At 63.3% G+C, this 22,703-nt stretch carries 20 protein-coding genes; 3 read left to right on the top strand and 17 right to left on the bottom strand.

The genetic code is table 11. From position 1 onward, the window contains the following. Window positions 1–23: 23 nt before the first annotated feature. Window positions 24–1,406: a M23 family metallopeptidase gene (locus LNV08_RS10760; protein ID WP_263533704.1), complete on the bottom strand. Its 1,383-nt coding sequence runs from the start codon at window positions 1,404–1,406 to the stop codon at window positions 24–26. Window positions 1,407–1,646: 240 nt separating this feature from the next. On the opposite strand from LNV08_RS10760, the gene tyrS reads away from it, so the two are divergent. Then, complete coding sequence (tyrS, locus tag LNV08_RS10765; RefSeq protein WP_263533705.1) at window positions 1,647–2,888, top strand: tyrosine--tRNA ligase; 1,242 nt, start codon at window positions 1,647–1,649, stop codon at window positions 2,886–2,888. Here tyrS and LNV08_RS10770 read toward each other — a convergent pair. From LNV08_RS10770 to gspG, 13 genes are all read right to left on the bottom strand, one after another. Further along, entirely contained in the window at window positions 2,885–6,208 is a 3,324-nt protein-coding gene (locus tag LNV08_RS10770) for a S41 family peptidase (RefSeq protein ID WP_263533706.1), read from the bottom strand. The genes tyrS and LNV08_RS10770 overlap by 4 nt on opposite strands. Window positions 6,209–6,267: 59 nt before the next feature. Beyond that, window positions 6,268–7,164: a 5'-nucleotidase gene (locus LNV08_RS10775; protein WP_263533707.1), complete on the bottom strand. Its 897-nt coding sequence runs from the start codon at window positions 7,162–7,164 to the stop codon at window positions 6,268–6,270. A gap of 3 nt (window positions 7,165–7,167) precedes the next feature. After that, window positions 7,168–8,379: a type II secretion system inner membrane protein GspF gene (gene gspF / locus LNV08_RS10780; RefSeq protein WP_263533708.1), complete on the bottom strand. Its 1,212-nt coding sequence runs from the start codon at window positions 8,377–8,379 to the stop codon at window positions 7,168–7,170. A gap of 5 nt (window positions 8,380–8,384) precedes the next feature. Further along, entirely contained in the window at window positions 8,385–9,806 is a 1,422-nt protein-coding gene (gspE, locus tag LNV08_RS10785; RefSeq protein WP_263533709.1) for a type II secretion system ATPase GspE, read from the bottom strand. A 27-nt stretch (window positions 9,807–9,833) separates the two neighbouring features. Beyond that, window positions 9,834–12,074 (bottom strand): type II secretion system secretin GspD, encoded by a 2,241-nt coding sequence (gene gspD / locus LNV08_RS10790; protein ID WP_414858718.1) that lies wholly within the window; start codon window positions 12,072–12,074, stop codon window positions 9,834–9,836. Then, the gene (gspN, locus tag LNV08_RS10795) at window positions 12,071–12,991 is read right to left on the bottom strand and encodes a type II secretion system protein N (RefSeq protein WP_263533711.1); all 921 of its coding nucleotides are present in this window, start codon (window positions 12,989–12,991) and stop codon (window positions 12,071–12,073) included. The genes gspD and gspN overlap by 4 nt, the downstream gene beginning before the upstream one ends. Beyond that, window positions 12,988–13,497, bottom strand: coding sequence for a type II secretion system protein M (locus tag LNV08_RS10800; RefSeq protein WP_263533712.1), 510 nt, complete (start codon window positions 13,495–13,497; stop codon window positions 12,988–12,990). Before LNV08_RS10800 ends, gspN begins: the two co-directional genes overlap by 4 nt. After that, on the bottom strand, window positions 13,494–14,774 hold the full coding sequence (gene gspL, locus LNV08_RS10805; RefSeq protein WP_263533713.1) for a type II secretion system protein GspL: 1,281 nt from the start codon (window positions 14,772–14,774) through the stop codon (window positions 13,494–13,496). The genes LNV08_RS10800 and gspL overlap by 4 nt, the downstream gene beginning before the upstream one ends. 107 nt (window positions 14,775–14,881) lie before the next feature. Then, a complete protein-coding gene (gene gspK / locus LNV08_RS10810) occupies window positions 14,882–15,877 on the bottom strand; it encodes a type II secretion system minor pseudopilin GspK (protein WP_263533714.1) in 996 nt (331 codons plus the stop codon). Next, complete coding sequence (locus LNV08_RS10815) at window positions 15,874–16,527, bottom strand: type II secretion system protein J (protein ID WP_263533715.1); 654 nt, start codon at window positions 16,525–16,527, stop codon at window positions 15,874–15,876. The genes gspK and LNV08_RS10815 overlap by 4 nt, the downstream gene beginning before the upstream one ends. A gap of 1 nt (window position 16,528) precedes the next feature. Next, window positions 16,529–16,888 (bottom strand): type II secretion system minor pseudopilin GspI, encoded by a 360-nt coding sequence (gene gspI, locus LNV08_RS10820; protein ID WP_263533716.1) that lies wholly within the window; start codon window positions 16,886–16,888, stop codon window positions 16,529–16,531. Further along, window positions 16,885–17,343 carry a Tfp pilus assembly protein FimT/FimU gene (locus tag LNV08_RS10825; protein WP_263533717.1) on the bottom strand — a complete coding sequence of 153 codons (459 nt, stop codon included), beginning with the start codon at window positions 17,341–17,343 and terminating at the stop codon, window positions 16,885–16,887. Before LNV08_RS10825 ends, gspI begins: the two co-directional genes overlap by 4 nt. Before the next feature lie 28 nt (window positions 17,344–17,371). Further along, window positions 17,372–17,830: a type II secretion system major pseudopilin GspG gene (gene gspG, locus LNV08_RS10830; protein ID WP_263533718.1), complete on the bottom strand. Its 459-nt coding sequence runs from the start codon at window positions 17,828–17,830 to the stop codon at window positions 17,372–17,374. An 83-nt stretch (window positions 17,831–17,913) separates the two neighbouring features. On the opposite strand from gspG, the gene LNV08_RS10835 reads away from it, so the two are divergent. Further along, window positions 17,914–18,489, top strand: coding sequence for a hypothetical protein (locus tag LNV08_RS10835; protein ID WP_263533719.1), 576 nt, complete (start codon window positions 17,914–17,916; stop codon window positions 18,487–18,489). On the opposite strand, the gene LNV08_RS10840 is transcribed toward LNV08_RS10835, so the two are convergent. Beyond that, window positions 18,486–19,502 carry a nicotinate-nucleotide--dimethylbenzimidazole phosphoribosyltransferase gene (locus LNV08_RS10840; protein WP_263533720.1) on the bottom strand — a complete coding sequence of 339 codons (1,017 nt, stop codon included), beginning with the start codon at window positions 19,500–19,502 and terminating at the stop codon, window positions 18,486–18,488. The two genes, LNV08_RS10835 and LNV08_RS10840, sit on opposite strands and share 4 nt — an antisense overlap. 93 nt (window positions 19,503–19,595) lie before the next feature. Continuing rightward, complete coding sequence (gene ilvA / locus LNV08_RS10845) at window positions 19,596–21,188, bottom strand: threonine ammonia-lyase, biosynthetic (protein ID WP_263533721.1); 1,593 nt, start codon at window positions 21,186–21,188, stop codon at window positions 19,596–19,598. Window positions 21,189–21,519: 331 nt separating this feature from the next. On the opposite strand from ilvA, the gene LNV08_RS10850 reads away from it, so the two are divergent. Further along, window positions 21,520–21,942 (top strand): OsmC family protein, encoded by a 423-nt coding sequence (locus tag LNV08_RS10850; RefSeq protein WP_263533722.1) that lies wholly within the window; start codon window positions 21,520–21,522, stop codon window positions 21,940–21,942. 13 nt (window positions 21,943–21,955) lie between these two features. Here the strand turns inward: LNV08_RS10850 and coq7 are convergent, their stop codons facing one another. Then, window positions 21,956–22,603 (bottom strand): 2-polyprenyl-3-methyl-6-methoxy-1,4-benzoquinone monooxygenase, encoded by a 648-nt coding sequence (gene coq7, locus LNV08_RS10855; protein WP_263533723.1) that lies wholly within the window; start codon window positions 22,601–22,603, stop codon window positions 21,956–21,958. Window positions 22,604–22,703 lie beyond the last annotated feature (100 nt).

Here is a 22,703-nt window from a genome sequence, read left to right on the forward strand (position 1 = left end):
TTGCGGCGAGCCGCCAATGGGTTTCAGTCTGCGCCGCTGACGCCGCCGTCCATGGTCTGAGCGACGCTCAGCTGCGTCTTCACGCTGGCGACGGTCTGCTTGAACTGCGTACGAGCGTAATTGGGCAGGGTGACGGCTTCCGAGGCGCGTGCGATTACGCGCGGGTCTTGGTGGCTGCCCTTGACGCGGAATTCAAAGTGCAGATGCGGGCCGGTGGCCCAGCCCGTTGCACCGACGGCGCCAACTTTCTGGCCCTGTTCAATGCGTTGACCCTTCTTGACGTCGATGCGGCTCAGGTGAGCGTAGACCGTTGTGCGATCGCCGCTGTGGCGAACATGGACGACATTGCCGAAACCATTTTGCCAACCGGCAAACTCGACCGACCCATCTCCGACGGTGCGCACGGGCGTCCCGGTGGGGGCGCCGTAGTCAACGCCGAGGTGCTGGCGCCAGGTTTGAAGTATCGGGTGAAAGCGCATCGAGAACCCGGAGGTCACGCGCGAAAACTCCATCGGGCTGGCCAAAAAGGCGCGGCGCTTGCTTTGGCCGTCAAAGCTGTAGAAATTGCCTTTGCCGGTGGCGTTGTCCTTGAACCAAACGGCCGAATGGGTGCGCCCGTTGTTGATGAATTCACCTGCGATCAGCCGGCCCGCGGAGTTGTCCCAGCTGACGTTTTCTCCGTCGGCGGTCATGCTTTCATAAACGACGGAAAAACGGTCGCCCTTGCGCAGCTCGCGGTGGAAGTCGATCTCGCCCGAGAACATATCGGCCATCTGAGAGGCGATCGCATCCGGGATACGCGCCTCGTCGGTGGCAGCGAACAGCGAGCTTTGGATGCTGCCGCTGCCCAAGCGAATTTGTGCCTGCAGCGCTGCCGTTTCCAGCTTGGAGACAAAGCCCTTGCCTTCGCGTGTGATGCTCAGACGGCTGAAATGAGTCGCTTGCTGTTCAGCCTTTTCGGCCGGAAAGCGCACCACCATTGTTTGAACAATGCCCGAGGCATCGGCCGTCAATTGCACCGACTTGCCGGCGCGGCCTTGCAGCGTGCGCCGGGCCAAAGGGTCGTTGCGCAAGAACTGGGCGGCAGCCGGATCGAAAGCACCGAGACGCTTGAACAGGCTTTCAACCGTGTCACTGCTACGAGTCAATTCGCTGCGGCTCAGACCAATCTGATGTTCGGCCAAGGCTGAAAGCTGTGCTTCTAGGTCATTTGTCTGCACCAACTCCGCCAGCGTGCGCTGAGGCAGGTCGCGTGCATCGGGTGCGAGCGGGGCAATACCAAAGGCGGTCACGGCGAAGCCGGTCAACAAACCCACCACGGTGCCGGTCAGCGCGCGTGGGTGGCGAGCGGCAAAGGCGTCGGCTCGCGCAAAGGCCTGGGCCGCGGCCACTTTCACTTCAGTCATCCGGTCGGTCACGTTGCAGAATCCCTCGTTGCTCAGTCAGTGGCGATAGCCGATGCTGGCTGACAAAAAGCGGCGCATCTTTGTTCGAGTCGCGTCCACTAGAATTGGTGTCTTTGCTGCCGCCCCCCTACTTTTGGGGGTGCCGGCTTCAAGCTAGGCGCGAGTATACCGAGTTGATCGGCGCGTCAAACTCTAGAAAACCCCATATATCAAGGCTTTAGCCGAGGCTCGACTGCTGCTATGTCCGAAATCCGAACTTCCGTGACACCTGCTTTTCCCGTCACCGACCGCGTCCGCGAAGCCTTTGCCGTCAGCAAGCGCGCCTGCGATGAGCTTTTGCCCGAAGCCGACTGGCTGCAAAAGCTGGCCAAATCCGAGGCCACCGGCGTGCCGCTGCGTATCAAACTGGGTCTCGACCCGACCGCGCCCGACATCCACCTTGGTCATACCGTGGTGCTTAATAAGCTGCGCCAGTTGCAGGACTTGGGCCATCAGGTGATTTTTCTGATCGGCGACTTCACTTCGATGATCGGCGACCCGTCAGGCCGCAACGCAACGCGCCCGCCGCTGACGCAAGAGCAGATCAAGGCCAATGCCGAGACCTATTACGCTCAGGCCAGCCTGGTGCTGGATCCGGCCAGGACCGAAATTCGCTACAACTCCGAGTGGAGCGACCCGCTGGGCGCACGCGGCATGATCCAGTTGGCGGCCAAATACACGGTGGCGCGGATGATGGAGCGCGACGACTTCACCAAGCGCTTCGCCGCGCAAACGCCGATCTCGGTGCATGAGTTTCTGTACCCGTTGATGCAGGGCTATGACTCGGTCGCCTTGAAGAGCGATATCGAGTTGGGCGGCACCGATCAAAAGTTCAATCTTTTGATGGGTCGGCATCTGCAGCAGGAATATGGCCAAGAGCCGCAGTGCATCTTGACCATGCCGCTGCTGGAAGGTCTGGACGGCATCGAGAAGATGTCCAAGTCCAAGAACAACTACATCGGTATCAGCGAGCCGGCCAACAGCATGTTCGCCAAGGTCTTGTCGATCAGCGATGTGTTGATGTGGAAGTGGTTCGCGCTGCTGAGTTTCAAGAGCGAGGCCGAGATTGCGGCGCTGAAGGCCGAAGTTGATGCCGGCCGCAACCCCAAAGAAGCCAAGGTCTTGCTGGCTAAGGAGATCACCGCTCGCTTCCACAGCGCCGATGCGGCCGATGCGGCGGAGGCCGACTTCAACAACCGTGCGCGCGGCGGTATTCCGGACGATATTCCTGAAGTCACGCTGAGCGGTGCGCCTTTGGGCGTTGGCGCGATGCTCAAAGCGGCCGGCTTGGTCTCCTCAGGTGGTGAGGCCACCCGCATGATCGAGCAGGGTGGCGTCAAGATCGACGGCGTCACCATCAGTGACAAGGCCTTGAAGCTGGAAGCCGGCAGTTTTGTCGCTCAGGTGGGCAAACGCAAGTTTGCCCGTGTAGCGCTCAGTTAAGGCATTTTGATCGGCCGGGGATAGGCGCCAGGCTTTGGCATGACCTTAGGCTTGGAGGCCATCTCCTGCTTCAGATGGGCGATCGCCGCATCCAGCTGCGCGTCGCCACCCAGGAAGGTGGCGCGTGGTGGGTTGTCCACCTCAATGTCCGGCTTGACGCCTATGCCCTCGATGATGAATTGACCATCGGCCGTCATCTGGCCGCTCTCGGCTGCCCGCATGATGCCGTTGTCCAGCAAGCGGTTCTGATCCGACAGCCAGACGCCCGCGCCCGAGGTCGTCTTGCCTATCACCGGTGCCAGCCCTAAGCGCTTGATGCCCTCGGCAAAGGTCTCGCCGTCGGAGTAGGTCTCCTCGTTGGCCAGCACCACCAAATGGCCCCGGAAGGCGTGCTGCATATTCGAGCTGGCCGGCGGCGCGCCTTCGGGCGAGCGGCGCTGCCAGAAGGCCCAGGCGCGGCGCATGAGCTTCTCCAGAATCCAGCTGTCGATATTGCCGCCGCCGTTGAAGCGCACATCGATGATCAGCCCCTCGCGGTCGCTGTGGGCATAGAACTCGCGGGCAAAGTCGGCAATATCCTCGCGCCCCATCGCGCGCAGATGTAAATAGCCGATGCGGCCGTCCGAGGCGGCCTCGACGGCGCGTGCGCGTGCGTAGCGCCAGTCACCATAGCGCAATTGCTGTTCGCGCCGCTGCGCCACCGGGGTGACGACGGCCTGCTTGTCTTTGCCATCGGCGCTAAGCAGTTGCAGCAGTACCTGCTTGCCAGCCTGGCCGCGCAGCAGCTCGGACGGATGGGCGGCGTCCAAGGCCTTGCGTCCATTCACGGTGGTGATCACATCGCCGACCTGGATGCTGACGCCGGGCGCGGCCAAGGGCGAGGCCTCGCTCGGCAGCTCCGGGTCGCTGCGGTAAATCTGCTCGACGCGCCAGCCGTTTGGCGCGCGCCCAAGCCGGGCGCCCAGACCCGCCAAACCAGGTGCAGCGGGCTCCTCGGCGGCAGCCCGCACATCGCCGGCACCCACCTGGCTGTGCAAGGCGCTCAACTCGCCGACCATCTGCGCCATCAGTTCGGCCAGCTCAAGGCGGTCGGTCACGCGCGCCACCAGCGGCTCGTACTTGGCCCGCATGGCCTGCCAATCGACGCCGTGCATCTGCTTGTCGTAGAAATAGTCGCGTTGCATGCGCCAGCCGTCGGCAAACATCTGCTGCCACTCCAGCTTGGGGTCGGTGGCGATCTGCCAATCGCTCCACTTGATTTGAAATTTGGCCGTCTCGGGCGGTAACTTGGCTGTCGCCTCGACCAGCAAGATCTCCGACGCCGCGCCCGGCGCCGCTGCGCGCACCAGCATCAACTTCTTGCCGTCTGCGCTGAGTTCGAACTCGCGCACATCGGAAGCGACCGTTTCGGGCGAGGCTCCCAGCCGGTCGATGGTGACCGTCTTCAGGCTGCTCTTGCGCTCGGGCGAGCTGCTCGCTTCGCTTTCCAGCCACCACAGGCGCTTGCCATCAACGCGCAGCTCGCCGTAATTGGCCGCAGGCAGCGGCAGCTCAAACAAGCGCTCGGCCAGACCGGCCCAAACGATGGCGGGTTTGGAGGCGGGTTTGGCGTCTGCCTTGATGTCAGGTTTGGCCTCCGCTTTGGCTTCACTCGGGGTCAACTCATCCCGGGGGGCGAAGGGGAAGCTCTGGCCCGGCTGCAGGGCCAGTGCATAGAGCTTGCTGCGCTTGTCAAAGAAGGGGCCCATATTGCGGTCGCCCCAGGGGCCGCTATTGCCGGTGACCGAGAAGTTGCGCTGAGAGGCGAAGTAGAGCCAGCGCCCATCGGGGCTGAAGGCCGGCGCTGCGCTTTCATAACGATCACTGCTGACGGTGCGGGTCTTGCCGTCCGCGACGCTGTAGAGCCGCAGCTGAGCCCGCCCGACCGCGCGCAGCGGCTGCGTGAAGGCGAGCGCTTGGCTGTCGGGCGACCAAGTCAGGTGCTCGATGTCTGCGGCCAGCTTGTCATGGCCGATCAGCCGGGTGGCTGCCGTGCCGCTGGCCTTCAGATCGGTCAGGAACAAGTGCCCTTCCTTGTCGGTATGGGCCAGGTAGCGGCCATCGGGCGAGGGCTGCAGATCGCTGCGCTGAGCGGTGGCTCCAAAAGTGATTTGTTCGCCGCCACCCAGGCCGTCGGCGGGCAAGCGCCAGACCTCGCGCTCGCCGCTGAAGTCGCACAGCGCAAACACCTGGCTGCTGTCGGCGCTGAACACGCTATTGTGGCAGCGGCTGGCGGCCGGCTGCACCAGCTCGGCCCGGCGCAAGTTGCCGGTGCCTTGCGTGGCTAGGCGGCCGCGGCTGGCCAAGAGCACGCGCTCGCCGTTCGGGGCCAGCGTGGTGCCGGTCAGAAAGTCTTGCGGCTTCTTGATCCAGCGTTGACGCTGCTGGTCAAAGTCACCCGTCAAAGTGAGCTTCAAGCGCTGGCCCTGGTCGGCTGTGGCAGCTTCCAAGTCGAGCAAATAGATGTCGGCACCGACCGCGACGCTGACGCGCGTGCCGTCGATCGAGGCATGGCGAATGTCCCAACCCTTGAAGCGGCTGTGCTGGCGCAGGTCCTGGCCCTGGGGGTTGACCGACCAGAGATTGACGGTGCCGTCGCGGTCGGACAAAAAGGCGACCCGCTCACCCGTGGCGCTGCGGTAGGGCAGCGGCCGAGAGTCGTTTGCACCCTCGGCAAGCAGCGGCCGGGCTTCGGCGCTGCCGCTCAAATCCATCGTCCAGAGCCGCGCGATCGCACCGCCCCGGTATTGCCGGGCGTTGTCGCCGCGCAGGCCGTTGCGGGTGAAATAGAGCTGCTTGCCGTCGGCGCTGAGCGCGCCGTCGCTGGCCTGGCCCACCGGCAAGGCGCGGCGCTGTGCGGTCTTGGGGTCCACCGCATAGAGCTGATTGATCGGTTGGCCCGATTGCGAGGGGCCGCTGTAAATCACTTCGCCGGCCGGGCCGAAGCCCCAGACCTTCTGGGCCGAGCCTTCCCAGCTGAGTCGTTTGGGCACACCGCCTTGGATGGGCATGATGTAGACATCGGCGGGGCCGTCGTACTGGGCTACAAAAGCAAGCCATTGGCCGTCGGCCGACACGGCGGGCATGCTCTCGGCGCCGGGGTGCGTGGTCAAGCGCTCGGCCCGGCCGCCGTCGGTGGCGGCGCGCCAAATGTCACCCTCGGCGACCAGCAAGAGCTGGGTACCTCGCAACGCCGGCTGGCGATAAAAACCTTCGGTCTGTGCCTGGGCCGGCAATTGCAATGCGACCAAACAGGCCGCCGTGAGAAGACGCAATTTCATCAAGCAATTCCTTGTGGGAGGATGTGTGCGGCGGCGCTGGTGGCGCAGCCGAGGCATTGTCAGCGATTCGAGATGCCCGAGGTGACGTGGCCTGCCGGTACATGGGGCGCGGCGTTTGCGACATGACCGGCCTGGTCATCGAAGAAGAAATCGGGCTCGAACTCGCGCAGGAATTCGCCCTTGGCAAGGCCGCCCAGGAACATCGCCTCATCAACCTCGATCTGCCAGTTCATCAGCGTGCGGATGGCGCGTTCATGCGCCGGCGCGCTGCGGGCCGTTACCAGCGCGGTGCGCACCCGCATGTCGCCATTTGGTTGATGCTGCAAACGCTGCAAAGCCTGCAGCACCGGCTTGAACGGTCCGGCCGCCAGAGGCGTGTTGGCGTGGGTGGTCTCATGGCTTTGAAAGGCATTCAGGCCGTCGCGCTGAAAGACCTGCTCGGCCTCGTCGGAGAACAAGACGGCGTCGCCGTCGAAGGCGATGCGCAGTTCGCGCGGGTGTTCGGCCGAGGCGCGTGCCGACAGCGGCAGCACCCGTGCGGCGGCCACGCCGGCGGCGAGCGCGGAGCGCACATCGGCCTCGTTGGTGGACAAAAACAGCTGCGCCTTCAAGGGCCGCAAATAACGCCAGGGTGACTCGCCCCGCGTGAACACGCCGCGCTGCAGCCCCAAGCCGTACTGCGCGGCCGAACGGAACACCCGCATGCCCGAGACCGGGTCATTGCGCGACAGCACGACGATCTCGACTTGCGCTTGCTCGGGGGTATTGAAGGCCAGGAGTTTGTTGACCAACGAGAAGGCGACGCCTGGCTTGGCCGGCAGATCTAGCCGGCTTTCTTGCAAGGCCATATAGGCGCGATCATCGCCGGCCTCGAACAGCTCGTTCTCTTCTTCAAAATCAAACAGCGCGCGGGACGAGATGGCGACGACCAACTGCCCGTCCAGATTGGCTGCCATGGTTTACTTGACCCAGGTGTTCAACTGGATGATAGGCATCAAGACGGCCAAGACAATCATCAAGACGATGGCTCCCATCACCACAATCAGAATCGGCTCCAGCAAGGTGGCGGCGGCCATCGAGCGGCGTTGCACCTCGACGCTGAGCTGCTTGGCGGCGCGCTCCAGCATCTGCGGCAATTGCCCGGTCTGCTCACCCAGGCGGGCGAACATCGCCAGGATGCCGGGGAAGCGCTTCTTGCCGGCCAAGGCCGAGCCCAGTGGCGCACCTTCGCGCACCTGCACCAGCGCGTCGAGCGCGTCGGCCCGCATCGCGCGGTTCGAGAGCGTCTCGGCCGCCGCCTGCAAGGCTTTCAAAATCGGCACACCGGCGCCCGCCAGCATCGCCAGGGTGCTGGCGAAGCGGGCTGCGTTATAGCCACGCGCTAGACGCCCGAGCAGGGGGAGTTGCAAGACGCCGGCATCAAAGCGCTGCCTGAAGGCTTCGCCGCGCAGCGCCGCCGACAAGCCCATGCCGCCGGCGACCAGGGTCAAAATCATCAGCCAGCCCCACTGCCGCACAAAGGCGCTGATGGCTAGCATGGCGACCGTCAGAAACGGCAAGGCCCGCTTGGAATTCGTGAACACGGTTGCGATCTGCGGCACCACATAGGTGACCAGAAAGATCACGATCATTACCGAGATCAGCGACACGATGGCCGGGTAGGCCATCGCACCGACCAGCTTGCCGGACAGGTCTTGGCGCTCCTCCAAATCGTCGGCAAGCTTTTCCAGTACATGGCCGAGCGCGCCACTTTGCTCGCCCGCCGCCACCACGCCGCAGAAGACCTCGTCGAACTCGCGCGGCGCCGTCGCCAAGGCGCGTGCAAACGAAGCGCCGGCATTGACCTCGGCCTTGAGTTGCGACAGCAGCTCGCGCTGACGGGCATCCTCGCATTCGTCGGTCAAGGCGGTCAGCGCCCGCTCGACGGGCAGGCCGGAGCCGACCAGACCGGCCAACTGCCTTGTCCAAACGGCCAAAGCCGTTGCATTGAAGACCCGCCTGGTGAAGCGGCTGCCGCTGGCCTGGCCATGCTGCTGCACCGTCTGTAGGGTCAAGGGCACCTGGCCTTGCGCGCGCAAGAGCGCACGCGCGGCGCGCGGTGTATCGGCCTCGATCAGGCCGCTGACGCTGCGCCCGGAGGCGTTGAGGGCTTCGTATTTATAGGCCGGCATGTTTTCTATTCACGCGTGACCCGAATCACTTCTTCGGCGGACGTAATGCCGGCCGCCACCAGGCGAGCACCGTCGTCGCGCATTGAGCGCAGTCCGCCCGCTTGCGCCGCCGCCAGCAATTCGCTCTCGGCCGCTTGGCTGTGAATCAGTCCACGCACCTTGTCATTGGCGATCATCAATTCATAGACGCCGGTGCGGCCCTTGTAGCCGGTCTGGCTGCAGGCATCGCAGCCAACGGGATGGTAGTGGCCATGTTCATCCGCGCGCTTGCACACCGGACATAACTTGCGAACCAAGCGTTGCGCGAGCACGCCCAAGAGACTGGAGCTGAGCAAGAAAGGCTCTATGCCCATATCGGTCAAACGTGTCACCGCGCTCACCGCGTCATTGGTGTGCAGCGTGGCCAGCACCAAGTGGCCGGTCAGCGAGGCCTGGATGGCGATTTGCGCGGTTTCATGGTCGCGGATTTCGCCGATCATGATGACGTCCGGGTCCTGCCGCAGGATTGCGCGCAGCGCCTTGGCGAAGGTCAGGTCGATCTTGGCATTGACCTGTGTCTGGCCGATGCCGCCCAGCTCGTACTCGATCGGGTCTTCCACGGTCAGCACATTGGTCGTGCCCGTGTCCACCGTCTGCAAGGAGGCATAGAGGCTGGTGGTCTTGCCGCTACCGGTCGGGCCCGTCACCAAGACGATGCCGTGCGGCTGCTGCACCAGGCGCTTGAAGCTGCTCAGCACATCGCCGCTCATGCCTAAGCCCTCGAGCGTGAACTTTGATTCGCTCTTGTCCAGCAGTCGCAACACGGCTCGCTCGCCATGCGCCGAGGGTAGGGTTGAGACCCGCACATCGATGGCGCGCCCGCCGATGCGCAGCGAGATGCGGCCGTCTTGCGGCAAGCGCTTCTCGGCGATATCCAACTCTGCCATGATCTTCAGGCGCGAGATCAGCGCGGCATGCAGACCACGGTTGGGCTGCACCACCTCGCGCAGCGTGCCGTCGACGCGAAAGCGCACCGAGCTGGCGCGCTCATAGGGTTCGATATGGATGTCGCTAGCGCCATCCTTGGCGGCCTGCGTCAGTAATGCGTTAAGCATGCGGATGATGGGGGCGTCGTTGGCGGCCTCCAGCAAGTCCTCAACTGCCGGCAAGTCCTGCATCATGCGGCTCAGATCGACAGCGCTCTCAACCTCGCCGATCACCACCGCCGCGCTCGACTCAGAGCCCGCATAGGCCGCGTTGATGCGTTCGCTCAGGGTGCTGCGAGGCTCTTGCTCGAAGCGGTCAACGACGTAGAGCCGCTGCACCTCGGACAAGGTGGCCAAGCTGACCTCGGGCGGCGCCCACAGCACCAGGGTGCTGCCGTCGTCTTCCAGCAGCACGGAATTGGCCTTGGCAAAGGCGTAGGGCAGGGGGTGGCGGATGGCCATCGGATATCAATCTAAAAGGATGGGCGATCAGGGCTGCTGCTGTGGCTGCGGATCAACCACGGCCTTGGGCGGCTTCATGCCTTCGGTGGCTGAGGCCGAACCCGGCAGAGCCGGCAACACCGGCACGCCGGTATCGGGCAGCACAAAGCTGGGGGCCGGCTGGGATTTTTGCTGCACAGCGCGAATCGACTCGTAGCGATCCAGCGTCATCTGGTCGGCTGTTTGCTGGTCACGCATCACCACAGGGCGCAGGAAAACCATCAAATTGGTCTTCACCCGCTTGCGGTTTTCGCTCTTGAACAGCGCACCCACCAGCGGCAAATTGCCCAGTCCAGGCACCTTGTCGTCACCGTCGCTGTATTCGTCCTTGAGCAGGCCGCCCAGCACAATCGTCTGTCCATCGTCGACCACCACGGTGGTTTCGATTGAAGCCTTGTCGGTGGTCGGCCCCAGGCTGGAGGTGCCCGGCACAACGGCGGAGTTTTCTTGGAACACCGTCATGCGCACAGTCCCGTTTTCACCGATCTGGCTGCGAATGCGCAGCGTCAGGCCGACGTCCTTGCGATCAACGGTTTGAAAGGGGTTGACGGCGCCGCCGGCGCTGCCGGTATTGGAGAAGGATCCGGACAAGAAGGGCACGTTCTGGCCGATCACGATCTTGGCTTCTTCATTGTCCAGCGAGACCAGATTTGGCGTTGACAACACGTTGGCGCCGGCCTGTGACTCCAGGAAGTTGGCGATCGCGCCCAGCGTGTAAAAGCTGCCCAGCTTCTTGAGGAATCCCAGATTGAAGCCCAGCGGTGCGGGGCTTGCGGTGAGCGCTTTCCCGACGCCTTCTCGGCCGCCTGCAACCGCCAAGGAGCCATTGATGATATTGCTAGATCCAGTGCCGAAATTGGTGCCCACGCCCGTAATGACGCTGTCGCCCTGGTTGCCGAACAGGTTTTGCCACTGCACGCCGAATTGCGCCGCCTTGCTGGCATCGACCTTGACGATCATGGTTTCGACATAGACCTGCGCGCGGCGCGAGTCCAGTTGGTCAATGACGCCACGGATCTGGCGGTAGAACGGGCCTGAGGCCGTGATGATCAGCGAGTTGGTGGCCGGATCGGCCTGCACAAAGCCGCCGGTCGAGGGCCCTTGGCTTTGCGCCACCGGCGTGGTGGCCGCCGTGGAGGGGCCGCTGTTATTGCCCTGGCCCGCGCCGGTCAGCGCGGAGCCACCCAGGTTGCTGCCGATGCCGCCGCTGTTGCTGCCGCTGCCCGAGGCATTGCCCAAACCGCTGCTTGCGCCGCTCGCTCCACCGGACCCGCCCGCAAAAGCAGCCCTGAGCACGGTGGCTAGCTTGGTCGCGTCTGCATTCTTCAGATAGACGACATGGATATTGCTGCCGGTGCCGCCGTCGGTGGGTGGCTGATCGAGCTTGTCTATCATGCCGCGCGCCATCGCCATCCGAGCCGGATTGGAGGCGCGCAGGATCAAGGCATTGCTGCGCGGATCTACCAACACGCTCAGTGACCCGCCGGCTTGGCCTGGCACTGCAGCGGCGCCGCCATCGGCGAGTTTTTGCACCAAGGCGGCGAGGTCGGAGGCGACCGCGTGTTTGAGCGGGACCACTTCCAGATCTGTGCTGCCTGGTGTGTCCATGGTCGCGATGATGCGGCCCAGGCGCTGCAGATTTTCCGCGTAGTCGGTGATCACCAAGCTGTTATTGCCCGGATTGGCGTTGATGGTGTTATTGGGGCTGATCAGCGGGCGTAACACGGCCACCAGGTTGTTGGCGTTCTCGTGGTTGAGGCGGAAGATCTGCGTGATGATTTGATCGCCACGCACATTGCTGGCGCCAACTGCGACCGATCCCGCCTGCAGCTTGGCATCGGCTTCGGGCACGACCTTGTACATGCCGGTGTTCTCCACCACCGTGAAGCCCAGGCCGCGCAACGCCGCCAGGTAGTTCAGGTAGGCCTCGCGCACGGTCAGGGGTTGCTCGCTGTAGAGCGTGATCTGGCCCTTGACGCGCGGGTCGATGATGAACTGGCGATCCATCATCACGCCGATGGCGCGGGTGACGGCCTCGATGTCGGCATTGACGAAGTTCAGTGTCACCGGCGTTTGGGCCTTCAAGGCTGGGCCGCGTGTGCGAGTGCTGGTCTGCGGCAAGCCGCTCGCGGGCTGAGCCCAAGTGGGGTTGACCAAGGCCAAAGCCAACAGCGAGAGTCCAGCCTGCCGAGCTCGGCGCGCAATTTGCGGGCGCATTTTCATTGTCATCCGATCGAAATGACGGAGCGCGCGCCTTGGCGGCGTCCGATGATATTCAGTAAGTTATTCAGGGCCGCTTCGCGTCCCGGTGCGGCCGAGGCCTCGCCCAGAAAGCGGGCCTTGCCTGCCCCCATGGTGCCTTCGCCCGACAGTAGCAGGGCGCCGTCCAGCGTGATCAATGTGAGCGTGCTGATGCCTGCCTTGGATTCGTCGCTGCTTTGCGCTGCCAGCGTGAAACGATAGCTGCCCAAGGGGGCCAGCGTGGAGATGCGCGAGGATAAATTGATCAGATCCAAGTCCAGCTGACCAAACTGGCGCCAGCGCCCTTGCACCCACTCCAGCTTGAAGTCCCGTGCAGTCAAACGGATAGATCCGCCCAGCTGCAAGGTGTTCCAAGGCGTGCCCAGGCCCGCCAGCAAGCCGGCCGGCCAACGAGCGAGCCAATCCGCATGGCTGATCAGCGCGACCTCAAACCGACCCCAACCGGGCCGAATCTGCAGTTGCAACTCGCCGTTGATACAGCAGTCTTGGCTGGCCTTTAATGCCAGCGCCATCCCTTGCACATGCATGGACCAGCGCAGCCGGCCGGGAAGCAGACTGGCGTCGCGGCTGTCCAGGCCGCCGGTCAAGACCAGCACGCCGCTGCCGTTCCAGATGCTGCCGCGGGTGTCGGTGATCAAGACATGGCCATTGCTGGCCGAGGCCACGCCATGGGCCAACCAACTGGCCGGCGCAAACATGATCAATGAAAGCAGACCACCGAGTACGGCGCCGGCGATGCTCCAGCGCAGATTGGTTTGGGTGCGGCCGCGCCAAGTCGGCTCGATCTGACGCGAGTCTTGCCATTGGGTTGGCGCCAACTCGGTCAGCGGCGCCTCGTTGCGGCGGCGTCGGCTGAACCATGATTTCATCGAGAAGGCAGTCATGGTGTGGCTCCGCTGAGCATCAGCACGATGGTGCCGGTATAGCCATTCGGGCTGCGTTGCAATTTGGCTTCCAGCGGCCGGGCGCGTGCGGCGCTGCGCACTTCGCCGAGCCAAGCCTGCAGAGGCTCCGCACCGACGCCGTTGACGCTCAACACCGCCCGGTCGCCGTTGACGCTGAGCTTGGCGGCCGGACCGAGATGCTCGCTGGCTGCTTGCAAGGCCTGGGCGGCGAGGGCGATCGGCACAGCCGGTGTGGCGCGCAGTTCGCGGGCCTCGGCGGCCAGTGCTTGCATCTCCTGCAACTGCAGCTCCAGCGCTTCCAACTGCGCCGGTGCCTGGCGCAGGCTGCGCAGACCGGGCTGAATGGCAATCAGCCATAGCAGCAGCAGAGCCAAGATCCAGGCGACAAACTGTAGCGCCAGCTGCTCGCGGTCGGCCAGCGCCTGCCAGCGCGTTAGTGCCTGGGCTTTCAGCGCCGGCCAGTTGAGGGTTTTGGGCTGGTTCATATTTTGTTTGCGCTCAGGGCGTTACCGCCGCTCAGGCCTTGCATTCGGCTCAGCGTCAGGCGACCTTCAACAGCGTCGAGCTGCCAGCCTTCACTGCTCAACTGGCTGCGGAACTGCTGGATATGGGCCTCGCTCCATCCCGTCGACGAGAGGGTCAGTCGGCCGGATTCGAAGGACAGCGTTTCGACCGGGCCGCGCTCGGACGGCCAAGCGGTGGCGGCGGCAGCCAGCAAGGCTTCCAGGTCCTGATCGCTGCTGCGACCCGCCATGGCACGCAGCTGATCGGTTTCGCGCTGCATCTGTACCGGTGCATCGCGGATCGCTCGCACCTGCGGGAAGCTGGCCGTGAGCGTGCTATCCATCGCGGCGCGCTTGGCTTTGAGTTGCTGGTTTTGCTGCCAAGCGAGCAGATTCAGGCCCAAGACCTGCACCGCCACCAGACCGGCCAAGCCCCAGCGCACCGGCCGCCAATTGCGCCGCATCAGGCCGCGCAGCAGATGGCGCAAGGCCCGAATGCCACGGGTGCGCGGTGCCAGTTCGAACTGGCGCAAGTTCCAGGGGCTGTCGATCACGGCCAGGGCACGCTCGGCGGGCGTGATCACATTGACGGCCGTGCCCAGCCAGCGTTCGGACTGAGCCGCCACTTCGGGTGCGGCCGTCCAATGCGACATCTGCACCAACGAGGCCGGAAAAAGTTGGCGCGACAGGCTGCCATCCAGCGGCAAATTGGTCACCCCCTCGGGGTGGCTCCAGCGCAGAGCGATCGGCGTCAACTCGTTGCCGGTTTCGTAAAAATGCCCGCGCGGTGGCGCATCGGGCCAGGCCAGCGGCGACACTCGGTCCACAAAGACCTGGGCTGCCTCCAAGGCCGTCAAATGCTGTTGCAGCCATGCCCGCGAGGTGATCGCGACCCAGGCTACGTCACCCCCGGAGGCCTCCGATTCAACCGCGAAATGCAGGCTATCTGCATCGTCAAGCAAGGACTCTTCCAACATGCCCGCCAGCGCGGAGCGCATTTGCCGGCCCGCGCGCGGCAGGGTCACGCGCTGCCAAGAGAGATCGGATTCAGCCGGAATGGCAATCACCACATCTGCGTGTGGCAACTGTGCCGCCGCGCGGCTGCCTTGGGCCGAGATGCTGCTGCCGTCGGTGGTCAACACATAGTCGTAGTCGCGCCCGGGCACGGCGCGGCCCAGGCCTTCAAGGGTCTGGATGCTGCGGCCTTGGGCATGCAGGCGACTGCGGGCTGGCAGGAAGAGGAGTAATGTCGTACTCATGGATGCGGTGGAGCCTATCTCATTCTAGAAGTCTGACAATTTCAAGTCCTCTGAAATCAAAGACTTAGAGCGGCTATTTGTAGTGCGCACGCAGCAATTCTGAGGCATCAAGGTTTAGTTTCCAGTCGGGGTACTACGCGTTGACGGTCCAGCACAATGATTTCTAAATCGCGCCTTTGTACCAAAGAACGTTCCTCCAGCACCCGCTCCTCCAGACGCAGGCGCCCGTTGACGATGAAGAAGGCGGAGTTCACCGAGGCCCGCTCGGCCGTCACCACCACACCCTTGGGGAAGAAGTCGGCGCTATCTTCCAGCTTGCTCAGGGGCTTTGACTGCCGGGCCTGCACCAAGCGTTCGGCAGAGGCCAGATCCATGCCGTCGAACAAGGCAGCAATGACCTCGCGCGGCGCGGTGTTGAGATTGACGGGCGTGGGGATGGGCAAGAGGGTCAGCAGCGGACTCAGGCGCTCGATGGTGTCGGCACTCAGGCCGAACCAAGCGAGCTGGGCGATGTTCTTCGGCTGCAAGGGTATCTCGGCTTTATCTCCGCTTGATGACGGACCTTCAGATTCGGCCTTGACGGCATAGGCGCTGCGCAGCTTGCTGATGATCAGGGCCGCCGTGCCAGGCGCCGCACCGGCGCTGATGACCAAGCGTTCCAGGACTTTTTGCTCCAAGGGCGGCACCACCTTGCCGCTGAGCAGGTGACGAAGGTTGTAGCGAGACTGGGCGTCTTGCAGGCTGCCGGACAAAAAGGCCTCCGGACCGTCGTCAGCATTGTTTTTGTCGGCAGCTAAAAAGGTCGAAAGGCGGGCCTCGGCAAGCGGCACGGACCAGACTTCACCCAGGTGATCGACGGCCTGCTCGCCCCGCCGCTGCGCGTCACGGTCGGCGCGTGCGTCTTCGCGCAGGATCAAACGGGCCCAATCCAGCGAGCCTTGCAAAATCCAGCTGGCCTGGGCGCGAGCACGCTCGGCCGCCTCGATTTGCACCGCGCGGTACTGGCGCCAGACCATGGCCGAGGCCAGCGTCGCGACCAGGGTGACGATGATCATCGCGGTCAGTAAGGCCGCACCTTGCTGGGATCTAAACCGCCGCTTCATGGCTGCGGCCTCAGTTCAACCTGGCGCGTCAAGGGCCCGCCAAAGCCGCTGCCCGGGCCGAATTGGATCAGCATGCGAATGCCGCTGGGTAGGGCCTGGCGGGGCTTTTCCGGCGGGGCCGCGCCCGATGCGCCGGACGCAGGCGGCAGCGGCGGGGCAGTCTCGTCGTTGCCGCTGGACAGGCAATTGCTCCAGCTATTGCCCCGGTAGCAGTAGAGCTGCCAGCCTGAGACGCCTTCCAGCGCGCGCAACTGGCCCGCATCTTGGGCCAGCAACTGCGCGCCGCGCTTGAAATTCTCTTCCAAGGGGCCCACCGTTTGCACGGGTTTGCTTTCCCAGCGATTCAGAGCGCCGCCGCGCACCGTCCAGACGACGACTTGGATGCCTTGCGGGTGCTGGCGCGTCAGGCGCAGGCTGGCACCGTCAAAATTCAAGGCATCGACGCTGCCGCTGTCTTGAATCGAGCGGAGATCCTGTTCCCACTGAGCCAAGACGGTTTGAAGGCGTGCGCTTTGATCGAGGTTGGTTTGCGCGATCTCGCGGCTCTTGATCAAGGCATCAAGACCGCGCCACGCCATCATGGCCAGGGTGGACATCACGACCAGGGCGACCAGCACCTCGATCAAGGTAAAACCTCGGGCCCGCTGCATATCAGTAGCGGCCCATGATGGTCGAGATCAGCAGCAGTTGATTGCCGGCCTCGTCACGAATGGCGGCATCGACACGGCGAAAGCTCGGGTTAGGCGTTGGGCGCACGGTGACCTGGCCTTTGTAGCTTTCGCCGAATTGTTCGCAGGCGAAATCGCTGTCGCCGACGCTGGGGAATTGTTTGGACAGCCGCAGCTCGGTCAGCTGATTTTCGGCGCACCACTGCGCCGCGCTGATGGTGCGCAAGCGCCCAGCGTTCAAGGTCAAAGCGCCGGCAGCCTTGACGCCGGCGGTCAATGCAATCGCCACGATCACCAGCGCGACCAAGACTTCTATCAAAGTAAAACCGCGCACTGGCTTCATGGCGTTGGTGCTGGGGCCACTTCGAACGCCGACAAGCCATCGGTCGCCAAGACGATCTGCTGAGTGCCCAGGCTGAGCTGCAGGCGCTGCGCGCCAATCATCGGCTCCGGGCCTAGGTTGATGACGTTCGCCCCGGCAATCTGCACGGCGACCGGCTCACCGAGCCAGCGCTGCGGCAATATGATCCGTTTGGGCAGACCGAGGAACTGGAAGTCGTCGCCAGTGTCTTTTTTGCTCGGCGCCCATTGCACAGGCAGCCCAGCGGCGCGGCTTTCGGCGCGGGCGGTTTCGAACAAGGCGGTCAGGCGCTCCGCCTCGCGCTCCAACTGGGCGGCGGCCGGGTCGCGCAAAGACAGGCTGACGGTGGCCGTCGCGATCGCGATCAAGGCCACGACCACCAAAAGCTCGATCAGAGTGAAGCCATGAGCCCCAAGGCGACGGCCGGCTGCGATCACAGAGTCACTGCCCAGAGCGGCACAACACTTATTGCCAAGAACCGATGTCGGCGTCATTGCCCTCGCCACCGGCGCGGCCATCGGCACCGAAGCTGTAGACATCGATCTCACCCTTGATGCCGGGGTTGGCATATTGGTAGGGCTGCTTCCACGGATCCAGCGGCAGCTTCTCGACATAAGGCTTCCAGTTCGGCGGCGGCGTGCCGGCGGTGGGCTTGCGCACCAAGGCCTCCAGGCCTTGCTCGGCGCTGGGGTAACGTTGGTTGTCGAGCTTGTACAGCTTCAAGGCCTGCATCAGATTGTTGACGTCGGTGCGGGCGGCGGTGACGCGGGCCTCGTCGGCACGGTCCAGCACATTGGGCACCACCAGCGCTGCCAGCACGCCGATGATGACCAGTACGACCAGCAATTCGATCAGGGTGAAACCGGCGCTGCGGCGGAGGTTTCGGCGGCGCGGGATTGAAGGCAGCGTTGCTTGGATATGCATTTGAGCGTGAGCTTGTTGTGGCGAAGATGAAGCGAATGAAACCCACCTGATGAGTGGGCCAGCGGATGAATCATAATCTGCTCATGCTTGCACGAATGATTGCTTTTTTGGTGTGGGGTTTGCTCGCCTGTAGCGGCGGCTATTGGTTGATCCAATTGCTGGCCAGACCCATTCAAGTGCCGGCTCAGGCTCAACCGGCGCTGGAGCAGCGTGCGGGCCAAGCCGATTTGACCCGCTTGTTCGGCGCGGCAGCGGCTGTGGCGGCCGAGGCGGCGCCGGCCGTTGAGAGCCGTTTCAAACTGCTGGGCGTGGTGGCGCCTAAAAATGCCGGTGCGAGTCAGGCTGGCGGTGAAGGTGTGGCCTTGATCGCCGTCGACGGCGTGGCCCGTACTGTCCGCGTTGGTGCCTTGGTGGACGGCAATCTGCAACTCTTGTATGTGGACGGGCGCTCGGCCAGTTTGGGTGAGGCGGGTGTGGTCAGCATGACCCTGCAGATCGCACCGCTGGCTGCTGCCGCGACCGGTGCTTTGCCTGCTGCTCAGCCCTCACCGGTGGTGCTGGGCTCCTACGCGCCGCCGCCCCTGGCGCCAGCACAAGCGCCGCTCGAGAGCCAGCCTCGGCCTTTGCATGATCCGGCCGGGCCGTCCTCTACACATTAAGCATTCAGCTCATTTAAGTCGGTCAGCAGGGCCGCTGCGCTGCGAATCATTGGCCAGGCCAAGGCCGCGCCGGTGCCGTCGGCACTGTCCATACCGAGTTCCAGCAAGGCCGAGGCATGAAACATGGCCAGCGCCTCATCCAAACCACGGCGCCCATGGCTGCGGCAAAAGACCGCGTAGTCGGTCACCGGAGGCGCAATCTTGGCGGCAATTTTCAAGGCCGCGCAGGCGGTCATGCCGTCGACGATGATCAGGCTGCGCTTAGACGCGGCGACCAGCATCGCGCCCACCATCACGGCGGTCTCGAAGCCACCAAAGGCCGCCAAGACCTCCATGGGGTCGTTGACATTGCGGTGTCGGGCCTGCGCCGCCTGCAAGACGTTCAGCAAATGGGCAAGGTTGTCCTGGCGCATATCGGGGCCAGAGATGACAAAGTCTCGCAAGGGGCAGTCCATCAAGCGCGCCAAGACCAGCGACGAGCTCTCGTCCGAGCCTTGGCCCATGCCAGCACAGGCCAGCACATTGCCGGTGAGCTTGTCGGCAATCTCCATGCCGACGCGCACACCTGCATGGGCTTGCTCCAGGCTCATGGCGGCCGTGACCCGCGCATTGCGGGTGCCGTGAGCGATCTTTCGCGCCAGCAGTCTTGCGTGCGGTGCCAGCGCTTCCGCGATACCGCAATCGACCAGCACCAACTGCAAGCCCTGCAGGCGCGCAAAGACGGCCAGTGGCAGGCGGTTTTGCAGGGCCAGCAGAGCTTGCTCGCGTGTGCTGCGGCCCCATTGGCTGCCAATGCCGTCGACCGCCAACCCATGGTCGGCAGCAAAGAGCGTCAAGGCCGGGTCGCGAAAGCGCGGCGTGAGGGAGTTCTGAATCAGTCCGAGTCGCACCGCCAGCGGCTCCAACTCGCCCAGCCCGCCGGCAATTTCCCCATGTCGATCAACCTGGTCTCGCAGTGCCTTTTCCAGTGCTGGATTGGCCGTCGGACTGATCAGAGACTGTTGAATGGGCATTGACGGTCGGGCGCGCTGCAAATGAGGAGGCTGGATTTTGAGGGCGGGGCCGCGTTTTGCGCATCCGCACTTGCCCCTGTCCGCGCTGAAGCTTTATCCCAGGAATTGCTTGTAGACAGGGTTGTTGGACTCGTCCACAAAGGGGTAGTTCAAGGAGTCCAAAAATGCGCGCAGTGCGGTGTTGTCGCCGCGCGGAACCTGGATGCCGACCAAGATGCGACCGTAGTCGGCGCCCTGGTTGCGGTAGTGAAACAGGCTGATGTTCCAGTCTGGGTGCATGGAACTCAAAAAGCGCATCAAGGCGCCGGGCCGTTCCGGAAATATGAAGCGGTACAGGCGCTCGTTGCGGGCCAACTCGGAGCGGCCGCCGACCATATGGCGAATATGCAGCTTGGCCAACTCATCGTCGCTCAGGTCCAGTGTCTCGAAGCCATGTTTGGCGAAGGTCTTGGCCAGCTTCAAGGACTCTTCACGCTTCTGGGTGGCGATGCCGACAAAGATATGGGCCTTGTTGGCGTCCGAAATGCGGTAATTGAATTCGGTCACGCTGCGTGGGCCCAGCAGCTCGCAAAAGCGTTTGAAACTGCCGCGCTCCTCTGGGATGGTGATGGCGAACAGCGCCTCGCGGTGCTCGCCCACCTCGGCACGCTCGGCCACAAAGCGCAGGCGGTCGAAGTTCATATTGGCGCCGCAGGTGATGGCGACGAAGGTCTGGCCCTTGCAGCCATACTCGGCCACATACTGCTTGATGGCCGCGACGCCCAAGGCGCCGGCCGGCTCCAAAATGCTGCGGGTGTCTTCAAAGACATCCTTGATAGCGGCACATACCGCGTCGGTCTCCACCAGCACAAAGTCGTCCACCAACTCGCGAGTGATGCGGAAGGTTTCTTCGCCCACCAGTTTGACGGCCGTGCCGTCGGAGAAGAGACCCACATCCGCGAGCGTGACGCGCTTGCCGGCCTTGACCGAGCGCACCATGGCGTCTGAGTCTTTGGTCTGTACGCCTATGACCTTGATTTCGGGGCGCAGCGCCTTGATGTAGGCCGCGACCCCCGAAATCAGCCCGCCACCACCAATGGCAACAAAAACCGCGTCAATCGGGCCTTGATGCTGGCGCAAGATCTCCATCGCCACCGTGCCCTGACCCGCAATCACATCGGGGTCATCGAAGGGGTGTACAAAAGTCAGCCCTTGCTCGCGCTCGAGCTCCAGCGCGCGCCCGTAGGCATCGGTGAAACTGTCGCCATGCAAAACGACTTCACCGCCAAAGGACAAGACTGCATCAATCTTGACCTTGGGCGTCGTGACCGGCATCACGATGACTGCGCGGCAGCCGAGCTTTTTCGCCGACAACGCCACACCCTGCGCATGGTTGCCGGCGGAGGCGCAGATCACGCCTTTGGCCAGGCTTCCGGCGCTCAGGTTCACCATCTTGTTGTAGGCGCCGCGCAGCTTGAAGCTGAAGACCGGTTGCTCGTCTTCGCGCTTTAAAAAGACCTTGTTACCCAAGCGTTTGGACAGGCTTTTGGCCGGTGACAGCGAGGTTTCGATGGCGACGTCATAGACGCGCGCGTTCAAAATCCGTTGCAAATAGCTGTTGTCGCTGGGAATCAATGCTGGCAGTGCGGACTTGCTAGCCTTGGTGGCCTTTGCGGGCCGAGGTCTTGCGGGGGAGGGGCCACCCATGAAATCTCCGATGCCAAACTATTGCGGTGCAGCATGATAAGCGAGCGCTCTCATCTCATTGCTGTCCAGTCGGGGCAAAAAAAAGCCCAAGCTTTTGCAAGCTTGGGCTGAATCCACCATGGAGGCGGTGGAGGAGACAATCGGTGCGAGGCAAGCAGTTCGGTATCACATCAGGATACCGATCGGAAAATACCGCTTAGAGACCACTTGCGGATTTCGCTCGGGTCTGATTTTAGCCGGAAGTTATGCTGCGCTGCAATATTTCCTGATGAATACTTGAGTCCCTGTGAAGAAACGCTGCCGCAGAGGCGGCAAAAAATGGAGAATTCGTATGGAGTGCACGATCAATTGGATGGGCGCAGGTGGTATGGCTTTTGTGGCCGAAACCGGCAGCGGTCACATGCTGGCGATGGACGGTGCGCCGGACGGCGGCGGTCGAAATTTGGCGCCTCGTCCCATGGAAACCGTGTTGGCCGGCACGGGCGGTTGCACCGCCTATGACGTGGTGTTGATCCTCAAACGCGGGCGCCATGATGTGACCGGTTGCCAAGTCAAACTGACTGCCGAACGGGCGCCGACCGAACCCAAGGTCTTTACCGCCATCCATATGCATTTCCTGGTGACTGGGCGCGGGCTCAAGCAAGATGTGGTGGAGCGCGCGGTAGCTCTGTCGCATGAAAAATACTGCTCGGCCAGCATCATGTTGGGCAAAACGGCGGCGATGACGACCTCGGTCGAGCTGATCGAAGGATGAGCTGCGGGGCTTGCTAAATGTAATGTGCGGTGCGGGTCATCACGCATGCCGCCAAACGCATCAGTTTGCCCAGCGGGGCCGACAAGGGGCGCGCACCGGCGTCCAGGGCTTCTGCGGCGTGGCGGGCCTCTTCCTCTTTCATTTGAGTAACGATGGCGCGCGAGCGCAGGTCATTGAGTGGCAGGCGTTCGAGGTGAGTGGCCAGATGCTGCTCCACCTGGCGTTCGGTTTCGACCACAAACCCCAAACTGTTGCGGTCGCCGGCCAGGCCCGCCAAGCTGCCAATCGCAAAGGCGCCGCCGTACCACAGCGGGCTCAAACGACTGGTGTGGCTGCCCAATTCATCAATGCGTTGCTGCGTCCATGCGAGGTGATCCAACTCTTCTTTGGCGGCTTGGGCAAAGTGGGCGCGTAAATCAGGGTCGCGTGTCAGCAGCGCTTGCGACTGATACAGCGCCTGCGCGCAAATCTCACCCACATGATTGACCCGCATCAGCGCTGCGGCGAGTTGCACTTCAGCGGGGCTCAAGGCGGACTCGTCGACAATGGATTTCGCAGGGGAGGCACGCGCGGCCGGTGGTTTGCCGAATACAGTCCTCAGCCCATGGTCGGCGCTGGCCAGTAGCAGGTCCAGTTTTGAGAGCTTGATGCGAGAGGTCATGGGTGTTGGTGGGGGGGGGCGAAGAAGCGGGTCTAAAGCCCGCAGTCTACGGGGCGCTCGGTCAAAACCACCGAATGTGACGATGTTGTGATGCCTGTTT

It is taken from the genome of Paucibacter sp. TC2R-5, from assembly GCF_025717605.1.
GTDB classification, from domain to species: Bacteria; Pseudomonadota; Gammaproteobacteria; order Burkholderiales; family Burkholderiaceae_C; genus Paucibacter_A; species Paucibacter_A albus.

Excerpts from the sequence above, each read along its gene's own strand:
- LNV08_RS10760 (WP_263533704.1), bottom strand. The coding sequence starts at position 1,406 with ATGACTGAAGTGAAAGTGGCCGCGGCCCAGGCCTTTGCGCGAGCCGAC.
- tyrS (WP_263533705.1), top strand. The coding sequence starts at position 1,647 with ATGTCCGAAATCCGAACTTCCGTGACACCTGCTTTTCCCGTCACCGAC.
- LNV08_RS10770 (WP_263533706.1), bottom strand. The coding sequence starts at position 6,208 with ATGAAATTGCGTCTTCTCACGGCGGCCTGTTTGGTCGCATTGCAATTG.
- LNV08_RS10775 (WP_263533707.1), bottom strand. The coding sequence starts at position 7,164 with ATGGCAGCCAATCTGGACGGGCAGTTGGTCGTCGCCATCTCGTCCCGC.
- gspF (WP_263533708.1), bottom strand. The coding sequence starts at position 8,379 with ATGCCGGCCTATAAATACGAAGCCCTCAACGCCTCCGGGCGCAGCGTC.
- gspE (WP_263533709.1), bottom strand. The coding sequence starts at position 9,806 with ATGGCCATCCGCCACCCCCTGCCCTACGCCTTTGCCAAGGCCAATTCC.
- gspD (WP_414858718.1), bottom strand. The coding sequence starts at position 12,074 with ATGACAATGAAAATGCGCCCGCAAATTGCGCGCCGAGCTCGGCAGGCT.
- gspN (WP_263533711.1), bottom strand. The coding sequence starts at position 12,991 with ATGACTGCCTTCTCGATGAAATCATGGTTCAGCCGACGCCGCCGCAAC.
- LNV08_RS10800 (WP_263533712.1), bottom strand. The coding sequence starts at position 13,497 with ATGAACCAGCCCAAAACCCTCAACTGGCCGGCGCTGAAAGCCCAGGCA.
- gspL (WP_263533713.1), bottom strand. The coding sequence starts at position 14,774 with ATGAGTACGACATTACTCCTCTTCCTGCCAGCCCGCAGTCGCCTGCAT.
- gspK (WP_263533714.1), bottom strand. The coding sequence starts at position 15,877 with ATGAAGCGGCGGTTTAGATCCCAGCAAGGTGCGGCCTTACTGACCGCG.
- LNV08_RS10815 (WP_263533715.1), bottom strand. The coding sequence starts at position 16,527 with ATGCAGCGGGCCCGAGGTTTTACCTTGATCGAGGTGCTGGTCGCCCTG.
- gspI (WP_263533716.1), bottom strand. The coding sequence starts at position 16,888 with ATGAAGCCAGTGCGCGGTTTTACTTTGATAGAAGTCTTGGTCGCGCTG.
- gspG (WP_263533718.1), bottom strand. The coding sequence starts at position 17,830 with ATGCATATCCAAGCAACGCTGCCTTCAATCCCGCGCCGCCGAAACCTC.
- LNV08_RS10835 (WP_263533719.1), top strand. The coding sequence starts at position 17,914 with ATGCTTGCACGAATGATTGCTTTTTTGGTGTGGGGTTTGCTCGCCTGT.
- LNV08_RS10840 (WP_263533720.1), bottom strand. The coding sequence starts at position 19,502 with ATGCCCATTCAACAGTCTCTGATCAGTCCGACGGCCAATCCAGCACTG.
- ilvA (WP_263533721.1), bottom strand. The coding sequence starts at position 21,188 with ATGGGTGGCCCCTCCCCCGCAAGACCTCGGCCCGCAAAGGCCACCAAG.
- LNV08_RS10850 (WP_263533722.1), top strand. The coding sequence starts at position 21,520 with ATGGAGTGCACGATCAATTGGATGGGCGCAGGTGGTATGGCTTTTGTG.
- coq7 (WP_263533723.1), bottom strand. The coding sequence starts at position 22,603 with ATGACCTCTCGCATCAAGCTCTCAAAACTGGACCTGCTACTGGCCAGC.